Raw genomic sequence first — 16,342 nt, forward strand, 5'->3', positions numbered from 1 at the left:
CCCGGGCGCTGGCGTATCTGTCAGGATCGCATAACGGCGATTGCACGGGCCCGCTGTGTCCCCCGGGACGAGGGTCGGTCATGAAGATCTGATGGAATCGCCGATGAAACGCCTGATCCTCACCCTGTTACTGATGCTCTGCGCAGTTGGAACGCCCGCCATGGCTACCGAGGAACCCAAATTCACCCTGGTGCTGAAGGACGGCGCCTTCGAGGTTCGCGACTATCTGCCGAATGTGGTGGCCGAGGTCACGGTGTCCGGAAGTCAGGACCGGGCCTCCAGTCAGGGCTTCCGGATCCTGGCCGGCTATATTTTCGGCGGCAATACCCGGCGCCAGTCGATCGCCATGACCGCCCCTGTGGCGCAGAACCGCAGCAGCGAGACCATCGCCATGACGGCCCCGGTGAGCCAGACCGCCACCGGCGGCGCCTGGTCGGTGCGGTTCACCATGCCGTCTGAATATACGATGGAGACCCTGCCTGTGCCCGATGACCGGCGCATCACCCTGCGTCGGGAGCCGGCCCAGCGGATGGCGGTGCTGCGCTTCTCCGGCATCGCCGACAGCCGGAACGTCGCCCGCCGGCAGGAAGAACTTGAGGACCAGTTGCGGACGCGGGGCCTCCGCCGCACCGGCCCGATCACCCTGGCCCAGTATGATCCGCCCTGGACCCTGTGGTTCATGCGCCGCAATGAGGTCATGGCCCCGGTGGCGCGCTGATCGCGGAGGGGTCGGTTCCGGCCGGATCGGGCGCCGGTAATTTTTCAGGGTGCACATTGGTGCACATTTCGGCGGCCTGGAAGGCCGGAAGCGGGAGAGCCGACGGCAGGGCGGTCGAGGACGCGGGCGGGCCCAGCAGCATCGCCTCGTCCTCCGTTTCGTCAGAGGTATCGGGGCCCCGACTGTCGGCGATCTCCGAGGGGCTCATGCCAGCATAGAACTCTGTATACAGAATATCGGCGGTGTCGCGCAGTTCCAGCCACAGACGTCGCCACCGGCTGGCCTCGGTCGCCTTGCCGATCTCCAGCGCCTGGACGAACCGCAGCCGGGCCGTCTCGACCTGTTCATCCAGATCGATGTCGTCATAGAGGGACAGGTCGGTCTCGCCGGGCGGGGGGACGACCTGGTCGCTGCGCCGCCAGCCGAACTTGCGGGCGCGGCGGCGGAAGGCGGACAGGCCCAGATCATGGCGGCGACAGACCGTCTCGGCGCTGAGGCCGGACAGGTAGTCGTCGCGGGCCTGGACCCAGACCTCGGCGGGGCGGATGCGATAGGGGTCGGTCATGGGCGCAGCCTGGCACGCGCCTGCGTCAGAATGGGTCGTGCGGCCGGATCGGAGTTCCGGGGCCGCGAAGCGGAACCCGGAACCCAGGGGTGCGATCCCGATCTCGACGGCGCGAAGCATCCGCGCTGTGGTCCTGGGTTCCGGGTTCTTCGCTGCGCTCAGCCCCTGAATGACGGATCAAGGTTGAAGACCTGGAGCGAGCGGGTCCGCAGCGCCTGAACCAGGCCGGCGGCGGCGGCGGCGACCTCGGCCCAGGTGACGTCGAAGCCGTCGTCGTCGCCGAAATACGGATCGGCGACCGATCCGCCCTCGCGGCCCGGCACGTGGTCGAGCAGCAGGCTGAGTTCGGCGGTGGCGTCGGCGGGCCGAAGGCGGCGCAGATCCGCCAGATTGTCGTGGTCCAGCGCGACGACGTGGGTGAAGCGGCGGAAGTCGGCGGGCGTCACCTGCCGCGCCCGGAGCCCCGAAATATCGACCCCCTGCCGCCGGGCGGCCGCCTGGGCCCGCAGGTCCGGCGGCTCGCCCGCATGCCAGTTCCCGGTGCCGGCGGAATCGACGATCAGGTCGAGGCGCAGCCGCTCCGCCTCGGCGCGGAGGGCGGCCTCGGCGAGGGGTGAGCGACAGATGTTGCCGAGGCAGACGAAGAGGATGGAGGGCATGGGCATTGGTCCGGCCGCGCGGGCGCTCATGGCAGCGGCTGCCACACCCGGACGTAGTCGATCTCCATCGCCTGCGGGAAGGCGGTGTCGTCCACGCCCTCGGCACCGCCCCAGTCACCGCCGACGGCGACGTTGAGGATCAGCCGGAAGGGCACGTCGAAAGGCCAGGTGGCCTTGGTCCGGGTGCCGTCGTTTTCGAACCGGTAGAATTCGTCGCCGTCGATGGCGAAGACGACCGCCTCGGGCGTCCAGCGGGTCTGATAGCGGTGGAAGGCGTCGCAGGCGTCGGGGACCGCGATCTCGGCACCGCGCTGGGTGCCCGCGACGTGGTTGTAGGCCCCGGTGTGGACGGTGCCATGCACGATGCCGGGGCGGTGGCCGACATGCTCCATGATGTCAATCTCGCCGTCCTCGGGCCAGCTTTTCAGCGCCACGGGCAGCATCCAGATGGCGGGCCAGGTGCCGCGGGCGCAGGGGATTCTGGCCCGGATCTCGTAGATCCCGTAGGTCCAGCCCTGCCGGGACAGGAGACGGGCGGAGGTATAGGCCTGACCGCCGCTGTCGGGGGCGTCGGGGGTTTCGCGCCGGGCCTCGATGACCAGCCGGCCGTCCTCGACGCGGGCGTTCTCCAGCCGGTCGGCGGAATAGTACTGGCGCTCATTATTGTACCAGCCGGTGCGATTGGCGTGGGTGTCGTAGGTCCAGTTGGCGGGGTCGGGCAGGCCGGGGGTCGAGAACTCGTCGGCCCAGACCAGACGATAGCCGGCGGGGGCGTCCTGCGCGGCGGCGGGCGCGGCGAAGGCGGCGAGGACGAGCGGGATCAGCAGGGCGCGCATCGGGGGACGATAGCAAAACGGCCGGGGGATGCGAATCCTGCGGCCGGTCCGGCCCCTCACCGCCTTCCGAACAGCTTCTCCAGATCGTGCAGTTTCAGCTCCACATAGGTCGGGCGGCCGTGGTTGCACTGGCCGGAGTGGGGGGTGGCCTCCATCTGGCGCAGCAGGGCGTTCATTTCGGGGGCCGACAGGACGCGGCCGGCGCGGACGCTGCCGTGGCAGGCCATGGTCCCGCAGACCTCGCCGAGGCGTTCGGACAGGGCCAGGGCCGCGCCGTGTTCGGCCAGGTCGTCGGCGATGTCGCGGACCAGGCCCTGAACATCGGTGTCGCCCAGCAGGGCGGGGGTCTCGCGCACCAGCACGGCCCCGCCGCCGAACGGTTCGACGATCAGGCCCAGTTCGGCCAGTTCGTCGATGCGGGCGACGACGCGCTCGGCCTCGGCGGGGTCCAGCTCGACCACCTCGGGCGTCAGCAGGGCCTGACGGGTGACTGACCCTTTGGCCATCTGTTCCTTCATCCGCTCATAGACCAGCCGTTCGTGGGCGGCGTGCTGGTCGACGACGACCAGGCCGTCGCGGGTCTGGGCGACGATATAGGTCCCGTGCAGCTGGGCCCGGGCGGCGCCGAGGGGGCGGTCGATGTCGGTCGGGGTGTGGGGTATGGGGTGTGGGGTGTGGGGGGTGGCGTAGTCCGGCTCCACACGGGCGGAGCGCTCGTTGAGGCCGGGGATGAACTGTGCGGTCTGGGTCGCCGGGGCGGCCCATTGCTGCCAGCCGCTGTAGCCTTGGGCGCTGCCGGCCCCCACACCCCACACCCCATTCCCCACACCCGGCGCAGCCACGCCCTCATGGGCGCGGAAGCCGCTGAGGGCATCGGCGGCGACGGTGGTCGAGGCGCGGTGGCCGGCGGCGGCCAGGGCGTGGCGCAGGGCGCCGACGATCAGGCCGCGCACCATGGCCGGGTCGCGGAAGCGGACCTCGGCCTTGGCGGGGTGGACGTTGACGTCCACGAACAGCGGGTCGATGTCGATGAACAGGGCCGCCGCCGGATGCCGGTCGCGGGCCAGGAAGTCGGCATAGGCGCCGCGCAGGGCCCCTTGCAACAGCCGGTCGCGCACCGGGCGGCCGTTGACGAACAGATACTGGTGCTGGGCGTTGCCGCGCGACCAGGTCGGCAAGGCGGCATAGCCCGACAGGCGGATGCCGTCGCGCGACTGGTCGATCAGCAGGGCATTGGCCTCGAAGTCGCGGCCGAGCAGGGCCGACAGCCGCTTCAGCCGGCCTGCATCGCCGGGGTGTTCGGCCGGCAGGCGCAGGGTGGTCCGGCCGTCGAGGTCGAGGGTGAAGGCGACGCCCTCATGGGCCATGGCCTGACGCTTGATCTCCTCGGAGATGGCCATGGCCTCGGACCGCTCGGACTTCATGAATTTGAGCCGGGCCGGGGTGGCGTAGAACAGGTCGCGGACCTCGACCCGGGCGCCGTGCGGGCCGGGGAAGGCGGCGGGGGCGGTCGGCTTCTGGTCGCCGCCCTCGACGGTGATGGACCAGGCGTCGGACGCATCGCGGGCCCGGCTGGTGATGGTCAGGCGGGCGACCGAGCCGATGGACGGCAGGGCCTCGCCCCGGAAGCCGAGGGTCGAGATGCGAAGCAGGTCGACGTCGCCGGCGTCGTCGGGCTCCAGCTTTGATGTCGCGTGGCGTTCGATGGCCAGGGCCAGCTGGTCCGGGGCCATGCCGTGGCCGTCATCGGCGATCAGGATGCGCGACAGCCCCCCGCCGTCCGCCTGGATCTCGATGCGACGCGCCCCGGCGTCCAGGGCGTTCTCGACCAGTTCCTTGATGGCGCTGGACGGCCGCTCGACCACCTCGCCGGCGGCGATGCGATTGACGGTCTCGGGGGGGAGGCGGCGGATGGGCATCTGAGTCGGGAAGATAGGGCGAACGACCGGGTCGCGCCACGACCGAACCGGATCAGGCCCCGACCAGGGCCGTGCGTTCCTCGGCCGTCAGCAGGCGCCAATGGCCCTCGGGCAGGTTGTCGAGTTTCAGCGGCCCGATGCGGACGCGGATCAGGTCGATGACCTCCAGATCGACCATCTCGCACATCCGGCGGATCTGGCGGTTGCGGCCCTCGCGCAGGATGAATTTGAGGCGGAAGGACTCCATCCGGCTGACATAGGCCGGCCTCAACTGGCGGCCGTCCAGCATCAGGCCGTGGCGCAGGATCTTCAGCTTCTTCTCGGTGATGTCGCCGGTGACCCGGACCAGATATTCCTTGTCGAGGTCGGAGTCGGGGCCGATGACCGCCTTGGCCACGACGCCGTCCGACGACAGCAGCAGCAGGCCGCGCGAGTCCTCGTCGAGCCGGCCGATGGGGGGCAGGGAGGCGTCGCGCGGCGGCGGCTCGCCGGGGCCGACCAGACGGTCGGCGGTCAGCAGGCGGACAGCCGGGATCTTGTCGGGCTCGGGCTGGCCGGAGACGTATCCCATCGGCTTGTGCATCACGATGGTGACGCCCTCGGCCAGGGCGGCCTCGGCCTGTTCGGTCAGGGCGACGGTCTGGCCGGCCTCGACCTTGCGGCCGGCATCGGTGACCACGGCGCCGTCGATGGCGACCAGGCCGGAGGCGATCAGGGCGTCCGCCTCGCGCCGGGAACAGACGCCGGACTGCCCCAGCCATTTGTTCAGACGGATCGGCTCTGCGCCGTCATAGGTTCGCGACCAGGCCATGGCGGTCCGTGACAGGCGTCGACCGTCTTCGTCAATACGCAGCGGAACAGGCCTTCGCCGATTCCGTCCCGGCCATCAGTCGAGACAGGTCGCCCGCACGATCCGTTGCCAGGCCCCGTTCTGGCGCATCTCGATCGGCACGCCGCGGGCAAAGCCCGCGCTGGTGCAGAGTTTGGTGGCGATGCCTGTGCAGCTGTCGAAGATGCAGTCCTGTTCGACGGTCATGTTGACGGAACGCCCACGACGGCCCCGGCCGTCTCCGCCGCCGCCTTCGCCTCTCTGCTCCATCGCCGCCAGACGGCGTTCCAGGGCGTCGATCCTGCACACGAGGTCATCGGACCGACACTCGCTGCGACTGGCTGCGACCTGGGCGTCGAAGATCGACTGGGCCGTCGCCGGCCCTGCGAATCCTGTGCTGACGAGCGTCGCCGCCAGCATCCATCCGGTAACCGTGCGCATCCCGTCCGCTCCCTCTTTCAGGATAACGGTGTCGGGCCGGATCGATCGCGCGCCCAGTGACGAAGTCTGACGGCGCTCAGGGGCGGGCCAGGGCATGGAGGGCGATGTCCTGATCCGGGGCCGCCTGTTTTCAGGCGCGTCGGAACAGCAGCATCAGATTGTTGGCGGGCATCTCGACCCGTCGCGTCAGGACCAGCCCATGGGTTCGGGCCTCGGCGACGACTGCATCCCGGCCGCGCAGACCCCATGCCGGATTGCGGGCCTTCAGGTCAGAGTCGAAGGCTGCATTGGACGGCGCCAGCGGAACCTCATCCTCCAGATAGGGGCCGTAGAGCGCCAGCAATCCGCCGGGGGCCGTCAGGACCGAGGCGGCGCCTTGCATCAGCCCTTCAGTCGCGGCCCAGGGGCTGATGTGGACCATGTTGATACAGATCACCGCGTCGAACCGGTCGCCGGGCCATGTCGCAGGGTCTGCCGCATCGAGACGCAGCGGCGGCATCAGGTTCGGCAGGGCGGCCTCGTCCCGGCGGGCCGCGATGCTGGCGAGCGCCTCCGGGCCGGGATCGGTCGGCGTCCAGGACACCTCAGGCAGGGCCCGGGCGAAGGCGGTCGCGTGCTGACCCGTTCCCGCCGCAATTTCCAGAATCCGGGCCTGCACCCCGAGGTGGACGCGCAGCACCGTCAGGATCGGCGCGGCATTGCGCTCGGCGGCGGGGGATTCTGCCAGGCGGGAGGAGAGGTTCATTGGAAATCCTGAAGAGACAGGAGGCAGAGATACCTCTGACAGCGGTGTCACGCGACCGGAATACGCAGGCCGCCCGCAGCATGCCACACAGGCCCGGGTGAAATCGTGCGCCAGTTGACCTGGGCCTGCAGGCGATGTTTTTTGTTACTGAAACATCACGTCATGTTTCTTGCAGATCAAGGCGACGCAGATCGTCCGGTCCCGATTCAGGAGTCTTCCCTTGTCCGCAGTCGAAATCGAGGCCGGCCCCGCCGTGCCCGGCCTTTTTCCCGCGCCGACCCGCCACGCCGGCCTGATCGCCTGGGTCGGGCAGATCGCCGCCCTGACCCGCCCCGACCGGGTGCATTGGTGCGACGGGTCGGAGGCCGAGAAGGCCCGGATTGTCGCGGACCTGATCGACAAGGGCACGCTGAAGGCGCTGGATCCGGTCAAACGGCCGGGCAGCTACTACGCCGCCTCCGACCCGCGGGATGTGGCCCGCGTCGAGAGCCGCACCTTCATCTGTTCTGATGACGAGGCCGACGCAGGCCCGACCAACAACTGGGCCGATCCGGTCGAGATGCGCGACCGGCTGGAGGGCCTGTTCGACGGCTGCATGGTCGGCCGGACGATGTATGTCGTGCCCTTCTGCATGGGGCCTCTGGGGTCCAGAATCAGCGCCCTGGGCGTCGAGATCACCGACAGCGGCTATGTCGCCGTGTCGATGGGGATCATGACGCGGATCGGCCGTCCGGCCCTGGAGCAACTGGGCGACCACGGCGCCTTCGTGCCGGCCGTCCATACCCTCGGCGCGCCCCTGCATCCGGGCCAGTCGGATGTGGCCTGGCCCTGCAACCCCGAGAAATGGATCGTGCATTTCCCCGAGACGCGGGAGATCTGGTCCTATGGCTCGGGCTATGGCGGCAACGCCCTGCTGGGCAAGAAATGCTACGCCCTGCGCATCGCCTCGGTGATGGCCCGCGACGAGGGCTGGCTGGCCGAGCACATGCTGATCCTGAAGCTGACCAGCCCGGAAGGGTCGGTCAAATATATCGCCGCCGCCTTCCCCTCGGCCTGCGGCAAGACCAATCTGGCCATGCTCCAGCCCAGCCTGCCGGGCTGGAAGGCCGAGACGGTCGGCGACGACATCGCCTGGATGCGGTTCGGCGACGACGGCCGGCTGTATGCCGTCAATCCGGAGGCCGGCTTCTTTGGCGTCGCCCCCGGCACGAGCCGCAACACCAACCGCAACGCCATCGAGACCCTGGCGACCAACACCGTCTTCACCAATGTCGCCCTGACGGACGACGGCGACGTCTGGTGGGAGGGTCTGACGAAAGAGGCGCCGGCCGGCCTGACCAACTGGAAGGGTCAGCCCCACGACCCGGCCTCTGGCGAGCCCGCCGCCCATCCCAATGCCCGTTTCGCCTCGCCCGCCTCCCAATGCCCGACCATCGCGGACGAGTGGGAAGACCCGCAGGGCGTGCCGATCGACGCCATCCTGTTCGGCGGCCGCCGCGCCTCGGCCGTGCCTCTGGTGACCGAGGCCCTGGACTGGGAGCACGGGGTGTTCATGGGCTCCACCGTGGCGTCTGAGGGCACGGCGGCGGCCGAGAATGCGGTCGGGGAACTGCGCCGCGACCCCTTCGCCATGCTGCCCTTCTGCGGCTACAATATGGGCGACTATTTCGCCCACTGGCTGGCCCTGGGCGAAAAGGCGGATGCCGCGAAACTGCCGCGCATCTTCTTCGTCAACTGGTTCAGAAAGGGCGCTGACGGCCGGTTCGTCTGGCCGGGCTTCGGCGACAACGCCCGGGTGCTGAAGTGGATCTCGGAGCGGCTGGACGGGGCGGCGGAGGCCCGGGATACGCCGGTGGGGCGCGTCCCGACGCGCGAAGCCCTGGATCTGGACGGGCTGGACCTGAGCGAGGCCGACCTGTCGATCCTGCTGGATGTCGACCCGGCCGTCTGGGCGGAAGAGGCCGCCCTGATCCCGGCCTTCTATTCCCGGTTCGGCGACCGCCTGCCGCCCGCCCTGTGGCGTCAACATGCGGCCCTGGTCGAACGGCTTGAGGCCGCCGCCGACTGACCGGCCCCGGAGAACCGGCGCCTGAAAACCGGCACTTGAAATCGGTGACGCACGGGTGGAAACAGCGGCCCGTGTCGTCTCCCCCCGCCGCCCTGTCTGTCGAAATCCTGATCGTCGGGGCCGGGGCCCTGGGGCTGTGCACGGCGGCGGAATTGACGCAGCGCGGCCATGATCTGGCTGTGCTGGATCCCGGCGAGGCCAATGCGTCCTCGGTCGCCGCCGGGATGATCGCGCCGGCGCTGGAATCGGCCATCGACAATGTGACGCCGGATCGCGCCGCCCTGCTGCGTCGCGGGGCCGGGATGTGGCCGGAATTCGCCGCCGCGAACGGCATCACCCTGATTGCGGACGGCGCCGAGTGGCGGGGCGAGGGCGTCGATGACCTGGCGGCCCGCCTGACCGCCCTGGGCTTTTCGGGCCGGATCGAGGGGGACCGGCTGCATGTCTCGGAGGATCTGCGCCTCGAGGCCGGGCCTGCCCTGGCCGCCCTGACCGCGCGTCTGTCGCGACCGGTGATCACCGGACGAGCCCTGCGAATCGAAGCCGGGGATGACCGCTGGCGCGTTGTTCACGACGGGGGAACGGTGTCGGCGCGGCATGTGGTGCTGGCGACCGGCGCGGCGCCGCCCCCGGCCGGCCTGCCGGAGACGGTGGCGGCCCGGATCAACGCCATCACCCCGATCCGCGGCCAGATCGGCCGGACCGCCGCCCTGCTGCCGCCGGGCGTCGTGCGCGGGCGCGGCGCCTATGCGGCGACCGGGCCGCATCACAGCCTGATCGGCGCGACCATGGAGGCGGGACGGCGGGATCTGGCGCCTGACGCCGGGGCGGGCCGCGCCCTCGCAGCGGCGCTTGGACGGATTATCGGGCGTCCCGTCGAGGCGGACGATGTCGACTGGCGCGTCGGCGTTAGGGGCGCCACGCCGGACGGACTGCCTCTCGCGGGCGCGTCAGAGGCGCCCGGCCTGTTTCTGGCTCTTGGCCCGCGTCGCAACGGCTGGCTGCTGGCGCCTCTGGTGGCCCGGATCGTCGCCGATGCGATAGAGGCGGGCTCGCCGCAGGCCGACGCCGCCGCCCTCGATCCCCTGCGCGTCTTTCAGGCGCAATCCGGTCCGGACTGAAACAATCCGGACCGGCCGGGCTTCAGTCGGTCACCCCGAACCGGACGGTGAACACCACCGCAGCGCCGTCGACCGCCTGTCCGTCCACCGTCCGCGGGCTCATGCGGAAGAAGCGGGTCAGGCCGAGGGCGGCGCGGCCGAAGCCCTTGCCGCCGGGGGTTTCGCCGGTCACCGCACATCCGGTCAGGCCGCCTCCGGCCTGCACCTGACAGCGCAGGATCGCGGCGCCGCCGATGCCATCCGCCAGGGCCCGTTCCGGGAAGGCGCGCGACATCTGGGACGCGCTGGGCCGGCTGAGCCAGTCCGGCCGGGTGATGACCGAGGGAGGGTTCGGCGCGGGCGTGGGGGTTGTCCCGACCGGGGCCTCGGGCGGAACCGGGTTGGCGATGGTGATCGCCGGGCCGGGGTCGGGCCTGGGATTGTCGGTCACGGTCGCGATCAGGGGATCGGGCGGCGTATAGGGACTGGGAACCGGCTTGTGGATCGGCGGATTGGGCGCCGGTGGTTTGACGTCCGGCTGGATCACGGGCCGCGGCTCGGGCGTCTCCATCGTCACGGTGACGGACGGCGGCAGGTCGACCACGGGTTCGTCCATCTCAAAACGCTGGTAGTAGAGGGCCGCTCCCACCCCGATGTGGGCCAGGCCCACCACCCCGATGGCGATCCAGGTCGCGCGGGGCAGGGGTCGTTTTCGCTCTCCATAGTCCAGGGGGCTGACCAGGCCGGGGCCGCCGGCGGTGCGTATCATCATGATCGTCTTGCCTCGTGACCGCTCCCCAGCCGCCCCGGGCGCCAGTGCGCGCGCCGCCTGTGGCGGGATTTGGGCGCCGTGAAGCTTATCGTTGATCACCAGCTCGCCCATTGCGGGCGTCAGGATTTACGTTCTGTTAACCATGATCGCACAGCGTTCACGCATTATGACCACTGGAGCGATTCCCCCTGTCGGCGGCGTGGAGGCGGCCATTCGGCGCGCCTCGCGGGCGACCGGCGTGGATTTTGAATTCCTGATGAAGACCGCGCGCCGCGAAAGCGCGATGAACCCCTCGGCCCAGGCGCGAACCTCGTCTGCGGCGGGGCTGTTCCAGTTTATTGAACAGACCTGGCTCGCCACGGTCAAACAGGCCGGCCACAAACATGGCTACGGCCAGTACGCCGATCTGATTCACCGGGGCGGGGACGGACGCTGGCGTGTCGAGGGATCGGCCCGCAATGTGGTCATGGACCTGAGATTCGACCCCCAGGCCGCCTCGACCATGGCGGCGGAACTGACCGCCTCGAACGCCGCCTATCTGCGTGGCCGGACCGGTCGGGAGCCGGGCGCCGGTGATCTTTACGCCGCCCATTTCCTGGGCCCGGCGGGGGCCGCCAAGCTGATGGAGGCGATGCAGGCCCGGCCCGGCGCCAGCGCCCCGGGCCTGTTTCCCGAGGCGGCCTCGGCCAATCGTTCGATCTTCTATCGCGGCGGGCGTCCCGCCACTGTCGCAGAGGTTCACGCCAATCTGCAGCGCTCGGCCGGCGAGGGCGCCCCGGCCTCCGGCGCGGGCGCCCCGGGCAAGCCTCCAACCGATTCGGAACGCGACATCATCCTGGCCGCCCGCCTGGACCGGCTGAAGCAGGACCAGACCCTGCTGGCCATGCTTCTGGGGCAGGACGGGGAGGGCGGGCGCTCCGGGTTCGGCGGCGCCTTCGGCCCGGGGCCGGATGGGGCGTGATCGGGCCGCAGATGGGCTCGTTGAGCGCGCCGGGTCTGCGGCAGGGTAAACCGGGCGTTAAGCAAGCCGGGCGGATGATCCCGCCGCCGACGTCTTCCGCTTCTGCGAGCTGCCCATGACCGCCTTCCGCGCCCGCCTGACCGACGCCGACATCCGTCGCATGATCAAGGCGACGGACGATGATGAACGCGCCTCGGCGGCGCACAAGCTCTGCCGCAGTATTGATCGCAACGACCTGTCCGATGACGAGCGGGCGGCGGCGGAAAAAATCCTGCGTCTGCTGGCCCAGGACGCCGCCGAACTGGTGCGGCGGGCCATGGCGGTGACGCTCAAGGCCTCCGACCTGATTCCCCGTGACATCGCGCGGCGGCTGGCGGCGGACGTGGACAGTATCGCCCTGCCGATCATCGGGTTTTCCCCCGCCTTCACCGACGAGGACCTGATCGAGATCGTCGAGGCCGGTTCGGCCATTCGCCAGGTCGCCATCGCCTCTCGGCCCTTCGTGTCGCGCGATGTGGCCGAGGCCCTCAGCGTCGACGGTTGCGAACAGGCGGTGCGGGCCCTGGCCTCCAACGACAACGCCGACCTGTCGGAAAAGGCCATGAGCCAGTCGCTGGACCGGTTCAGCGACACCCCCGAAATCATCGCCGCCATGGCCTATCGCCGGGTGCTGCCCATGGCCATCACCGAGCGGCTGATCGCGGCGGCGAGCGACGCCGTGCGCGAGCACCTGGCGACCCGTCACGCCGTAGCCCCCGAGACGGCCATTCGCCTCGCCGCCTTTGCGAGGGAGCGGGCCACGGTCGATCTGATCGACCAGGCCGGCGCCAGTGCCGATCTGGGCCAGTTCGCGGCGCAGCTCAATGCCCGCAAGGCGCTCAACGCCTCGCTGTTGTTACGGGCCCTGGCGCGGGGGCAGATGGCCCTGTTCGAACACGGCCTCGCGGAACTGGCCGCGACGCCGCATCCGCGGGCCTGGCTGATGATCCATGACGCGGGCCCGCTGGGTCTGCGGGCCATCTATGACCGCGCCGGTCTGCCGCCGCGTCTGTTCCCCGCCTTCCGCGCCGGGGTCGACACCTGGCGCACCCTGCTGGCCGAGGGCGGTCAGGTGACGGGCGAGGCCTTCCGGCAGCAGATGCTGGAGCGGTTCCTGACCCAGCGGCCGAACGCCCCGCGTGAGGATCTGGCCTATCTGATGGAACGGCTGGACCGCGCGACCGGGCCGGCGGCGGCGCGCATCGCCGCCTGAAGCCTTCTCCGCCAAGCCGTCGGGCGGACATGAAAACGCCCGCTCGCGAGAGCGGGCGTCCCGGGTCGGTCAGGCCGGCCCGTCAGCCCATATGGGCGGCGACACGGGCTTCCAGAGCCTCGGCCAGGACACGGCCGGTAGGGTGTTCGTCCGTCTGGATCTTGTCGCGAACCACGGCCTTGATGGCGTCCACATGGGCGTCGACCAGCACCATGGGGGCGTTCATTCGCTTTGAGGCGTCGTCCAGCAACTTGCAAAGCGATCCCGCGATGCGGGTCACCAGGGGGTACTGGTAGGTGGTTCCCAGACCCTTCAGATCATGGGCGCGGCAGTAGAGGGCCTCGCCGGTTTCGGGCGTGAGGCCCCGGGTCCGGATGGCCGACTGGGCGGCGTCAAGCTTGGTGAGTTCGTCTTCAAGCCACTGGCCGAACTGGGACGACATGGCTTGAAGGGCCGCTTCGGCCTTGGCGATGGCGTTGGCGTCGATGCCGCCAAAGCCTCCGCCAACCTTCATGCGAAGGGTGTTGGGCGGTCGAAAGACCTGGGCCGTGTTGCTCACCGGGACCTCCAGAAGACGATCCGGCGATAGTGCCGACGCCCCCTTAAGGAACGGTGACCGTCGCCGAACCCCTGTTCGACGACCCGATCAGTCGGAGGCGAGGCCGCCCGGGAGCAGGGTCGCCCGGCCGGCCAGGCTCAGCTCCAGCAGGGCTGCGGCCACGACCTGGACAGGCAGGCTGCAGGCTCGCGCCAGTTCGTCTCTCGGCGTCGGTGTCGGGGACAGCAGGGCGGAGATCCGATCCAGCAGCGCAGGATCGAGGTCGTCGGTCGACATGTCGAAAGCCTCGGCCGGCGGCTCCGTCAGCGTTCTCAGCGTCTCGAAGGCGCGCAGCACGTCGTCGATCCCCTCGCAGAGGATCGCGCCCTGACGGAGCAGGTCATTGGGCCCTTTTGAACGCGGGTCGAGGGGCGAGCCGGGCACGGCGAAGACGTCGCGGCCCTGTTCGGCGGCCAGACGGGCGGTGATCAGGGAGCCGGACCGCAACTCGGCCTCGACGACGATGACGCCGCGCGACAGGCCGGAGATGATCCGGTTTCGACGGGGGAAGTCGCGGGCCTGGGCCCGGGCGCCCATGGGGCTTTCGGAGACGATGCAGCCCTGTTCCACGATCCGGGCATAGAGGTCGGTATTGTCCGGGGGGTAGATGTCGTCCACCCCGCCGCCGAGGACTGCGACCGTGCCGCTGTCCAGGGCGCCGGCGTGGGCGGCGGCGTCGATGCCGCGCGCCAGGCCGGACACGACGACGAAGCCGGCCCGGCCGAGGCCGTCGGCGAGCCCTCGCGCAATCCTCTGGCCGCCGGCCGAGGCGATACGGGCGCCGACGACGGCGACGGCCTGTTGTGAGAGCAGATCGGTCCGGCCCCGCGTCCACAGGACCGGCGGCGGCGGGTCGACGGCGGCGAGGCGGGGCGGATAGCCGGCGTCGCCCAGAACCACCAGCTGCGCCCCGATGCGGGCGCCGGCGTCCATCTCGGCGCCGATCTGGCCGGTCGAGGGGATGTCGCCGGTTCCGCGCCCGGTCTGGCCGCCCCGGGCCATCAGGGCCGGCAGGGCGTCGAGCGCCTTCACCGCCGTTCCATAGCGTTGCAGCAGTTGTCGGAAGGACACGGGCCCGACCCGATCGGTGCGCGCCAGTCTCAGACGTGCGAACCGCTCGGTGTCGTCGAGCGGCCCGGGCATCATCCGGCCTTTGCCGCCCCGATCCGCGGCTCGGCGCCTCTCAGCAGGCGACCGATGTTCTCATGATGCCGGATATAGATCAGCACCGCCGTCAGCAGGGCCAGACCGGTGATGGCGCCCGACACCGGCAGGCCTGCGGCAGGAAGGGGCAGCAGCGAAAACGCCGGGGCCGCCGCGGCGGCGATCAGGGCCGCCAGCGAGGAATAGCGCAGGGCGAAGGCGACGATCAGCCAGGTCGCTCCGGCCATCAGGCCCAGGGGCCAGTGGGCCGCCAGCAACAGGCCGAAGAAGGTGGCCACGCCCTTGCCGCCCCTGAACCTGAGCCAGACCGGGAACAGGTGGCCGAGGAAGGCCGCGCCGCCGGCGATACAGCCGGCCAGTTCGCTGCCCAGCAGCCAGCGCGCCAGAAGCAGGGCGACCGCCCCCTTGCCCGCATCGAGCAACAGGGTGGCCAGGGCCAGATCCTTGCGGCCGGTGCGCAGGACATTGGTCGCGCCGATATTGCCCGAGCCGATCTGGCGCACGTCGCCCGCGCCGCCCAGTCGGGTGACCAGCACCCCGAACGGGATCGAGCCGAGCAGATAGCCGCCCGCCGCCGCCAGGGCCAGTGAGCCCATTGCCGCCGCCGCCAGATCCTGCACGTGATTCGCTCCTCGATTGAGATACAGGCCAAGATGCGTCGGGCGTGGCCGGGGGGCAAGGGTGTCCGCCCCGACGGGTGGCGATCCCGGGGGGGCGTGAGCCCGTCACTTGACCCCGCGACCCGCTTGGCGAATGTCTGCCCGCCCAAGGAGTCCGACCCATGAACCGATCCATCCTTATCGTCGCCGGTGCGGTGCTTCTGGCCGGGTCGGGGTGCGCCATGGAGGGCGGGGCGGCGCCGGCGCCCCCCGCCGGCCCGGCCCTGGCGGGGTATTTCGACTGCATGCGGGACGGGGGTGTGGTGATCTCGGCGCACCGGGGGCAGATCTCGCCCGAGGCGGCCGAGAACGCGGTCTCGTCGATCGAGGCGACCGGGCGGGCCATTCCCGGGGCGATCGTGGAGATCGACGCGGCCCTGACCCGGGACGGAAGGCTGGTGCTGATGCACGACGAGGGGCTGGATCGCACCACGACCGGTCGCGGCAAGGTCTCGGACCTGACGCTGGCCGAGGTCCGGTCGGCGCGGCTGAAGACGCCGGGCGGCCGGACGCTGGACGAGGCCCCGCCGACCCTCGCCGAGGCCCTGGCGGCGGCGGGGCGGGTGGGCGCCATCGCCTCCATCGACCTGAAGCCCTCGGATGAGGCGGCGACGATGATGCTGGCCCGCGCCGTGGTGGCCGAGGTGCGGCGCGCAGGCGCGCAGGACCGGGTCATCCTGATCACCTATTCCGACGCGACCGCGCGGGCTGTCGCCGCCCTGGCGCCCGAGATGATGCTGTCGGTCGGCCTGTCGTCGCCGTCGGATCTCGAGGGACTGAATGCGGCCCAGGTGCTGGCCTGGACCGGCACGCGGGAGGAACGGCCCGGGCTGTGGCGGGCGCTGCGCGAACGCGGGGTCGAGGTCCAGTTCGGGACGCTGGGGCCTGCCGGACGGCGTCGCGACGACCAGTATGCGGCCGACGGGGATCCGTCGGAGTACCGCAACCTGTTCCGGGAGGGAGTCACCGTCATCGCCACCGATACGCCCCTGGTCGTGCAGCGTGTGCTGGCGGCCGAGACGGCGAAGGCCGGGGCCTGTCTGGGGGGTGTCTGAC

At 70.5% G+C, this 16,342-nt stretch carries 17 protein-coding genes; 6 read left to right on the forward strand and 11 right to left on the reverse strand.

Translation table 11 applies throughout. From position 1 onward, the window contains the following. Positions 1–103 precede the first annotated feature (103 nt). Positions 104–718: an SOUL family heme-binding protein gene (locus tag ACW17W_RS07110; protein ID WP_492080056.1), complete on the forward strand. Its 615-nt coding sequence runs from the start codon at positions 104–106 to the stop codon at positions 716–718. On the opposite strand, the gene ACW17W_RS07115 is transcribed toward ACW17W_RS07110, so the two are convergent. From ACW17W_RS07115 to ACW17W_RS07145, 7 genes are all read right to left on the reverse strand, one after another. Further along, positions 696–1,283: a hypothetical protein gene (locus ACW17W_RS07115; RefSeq protein WP_492080057.1), complete on the reverse strand. Its 588-nt coding sequence runs from the start codon at positions 1,281–1,283 to the stop codon at positions 696–698. The two genes, ACW17W_RS07110 and ACW17W_RS07115, sit on opposite strands and share 23 nt — an antisense overlap. 158 nt (positions 1,284–1,441) lie before the next feature. After that, a complete protein-coding gene (locus ACW17W_RS07120; RefSeq protein ID WP_492080058.1) occupies positions 1,442–1,942 on the reverse strand; it encodes a low molecular weight protein-tyrosine-phosphatase in 501 nt (166 codons plus the stop codon). Positions 1,943–1,968: 26 nt separating this feature from the next. Then, positions 1,969–2,778, reverse strand: coding sequence for a glycoside hydrolase family 16 protein (locus tag ACW17W_RS07125; RefSeq protein WP_492080059.1), 810 nt, complete (start codon positions 2,776–2,778; stop codon positions 1,969–1,971). A 56-nt stretch (positions 2,779–2,834) separates the two neighbouring features. Beyond that, positions 2,835–4,697, reverse strand: coding sequence for a DNA mismatch repair endonuclease MutL (gene mutL / locus ACW17W_RS07130; protein WP_492080060.1), 1,863 nt, complete (start codon positions 4,695–4,697; stop codon positions 2,835–2,837). Between the two features lie 52 nt (positions 4,698–4,749). Then, positions 4,750–5,508, reverse strand: coding sequence for a pseudouridine synthase (locus ACW17W_RS07135; protein WP_492080061.1), 759 nt, complete (start codon positions 5,506–5,508; stop codon positions 4,750–4,752). A 75-nt stretch (positions 5,509–5,583) separates the two neighbouring features. After that, positions 5,584–5,967, reverse strand: coding sequence for a hypothetical protein (locus ACW17W_RS07140; protein WP_492080062.1), 384 nt, complete (start codon positions 5,965–5,967; stop codon positions 5,584–5,586). A 130-nt stretch (positions 5,968–6,097) separates the two neighbouring features. Next, positions 6,098–6,712: a DUF938 domain-containing protein gene (locus tag ACW17W_RS07145; RefSeq protein ID WP_492080063.1), complete on the reverse strand. Its 615-nt coding sequence runs from the start codon at positions 6,710–6,712 to the stop codon at positions 6,098–6,100. 220 nt (positions 6,713–6,932) lie between these two features. Here ACW17W_RS07145 and ACW17W_RS07150 point away from each other — a divergent pair, with 220 nt between their 5' ends. Next, entirely contained in the window at positions 6,933–8,780 is a 1,848-nt protein-coding gene (locus ACW17W_RS07150) for a phosphoenolpyruvate carboxykinase (GTP) (protein ID WP_492080064.1), read from the forward strand. Positions 8,781–8,851: 71 nt separating this feature from the next. Further along, entirely contained in the window at positions 8,852–9,901 is a 1,050-nt protein-coding gene (locus ACW17W_RS07155) for an NAD(P)/FAD-dependent oxidoreductase (RefSeq protein ID WP_492080065.1), read from the forward strand. Positions 9,902–9,923: 22 nt separating this feature from the next. Here ACW17W_RS07155 and ACW17W_RS07160 read toward each other — a convergent pair whose 3' ends face one another. Continuing rightward, the gene (locus ACW17W_RS07160) at positions 9,924–10,652 is read right to left on the reverse strand and encodes a TonB family protein (RefSeq protein WP_492080066.1); all 729 of its coding nucleotides are present in this window, start codon (positions 10,650–10,652) and stop codon (positions 9,924–9,926) included. Positions 10,653–10,818: 166 nt separating this feature from the next. Between ACW17W_RS07160 and ACW17W_RS07165 the strand changes: the two genes are divergently transcribed. Continuing rightward, the gene (locus tag ACW17W_RS07165; RefSeq protein ID WP_492080067.1) at positions 10,819–11,613 is read left to right on the forward strand and encodes a transglycosylase SLT domain-containing protein; all 795 of its coding nucleotides are present in this window, start codon (positions 10,819–10,821) and stop codon (positions 11,611–11,613) included. Positions 11,614–11,728: 115 nt separating this feature from the next. Further along, complete coding sequence (gene spbR, locus ACW17W_RS07170) at positions 11,729–12,865, forward strand: SpbR family protein (RefSeq protein WP_492080068.1); 1,137 nt, start codon at positions 11,729–11,731, stop codon at positions 12,863–12,865. An 82-nt stretch (positions 12,866–12,947) separates the two neighbouring features. Here the strand turns inward: spbR and ACW17W_RS07175 are convergent, their stop codons facing one another. From ACW17W_RS07175 to plsY, 3 genes are all read right to left on the reverse strand, one after another. After that, positions 12,948–13,424, reverse strand: coding sequence for an Hpt domain-containing protein (locus ACW17W_RS07175; RefSeq protein WP_492080069.1), 477 nt, complete (start codon positions 13,422–13,424; stop codon positions 12,948–12,950). Positions 13,425–13,511: 87 nt separating this feature from the next. Beyond that, the gene (gene dprA, locus ACW17W_RS07180; protein WP_492080070.1) at positions 13,512–14,609 is read right to left on the reverse strand and encodes a DNA-processing protein DprA; all 1,098 of its coding nucleotides are present in this window, start codon (positions 14,607–14,609) and stop codon (positions 13,512–13,514) included. Next, positions 14,606–15,247 carry a glycerol-3-phosphate 1-O-acyltransferase PlsY gene (gene plsY / locus ACW17W_RS07185; RefSeq protein ID WP_492080071.1) on the reverse strand — a complete coding sequence of 214 codons (642 nt, stop codon included), beginning with the start codon at positions 15,245–15,247 and terminating at the stop codon, positions 14,606–14,608. The genes dprA and plsY overlap by 4 nt, the downstream gene beginning before the upstream one ends. Before the next feature lie 161 nt (positions 15,248–15,408). Here plsY and ACW17W_RS07190 point away from each other — a divergent pair, with 161 nt between their 5' ends. Continuing rightward, the gene (locus ACW17W_RS07190) at positions 15,409–16,341 is read left to right on the forward strand and encodes a glycerophosphodiester phosphodiesterase family protein (protein WP_492080072.1); all 933 of its coding nucleotides are present in this window, start codon (positions 15,409–15,411) and stop codon (positions 16,339–16,341) included. Position 16,342: the final 1 nt, after the last annotated feature.

The sequence above is a fragment of the Brevundimonas sp. FV1ye29L genome (assembly GCF_058681095.1).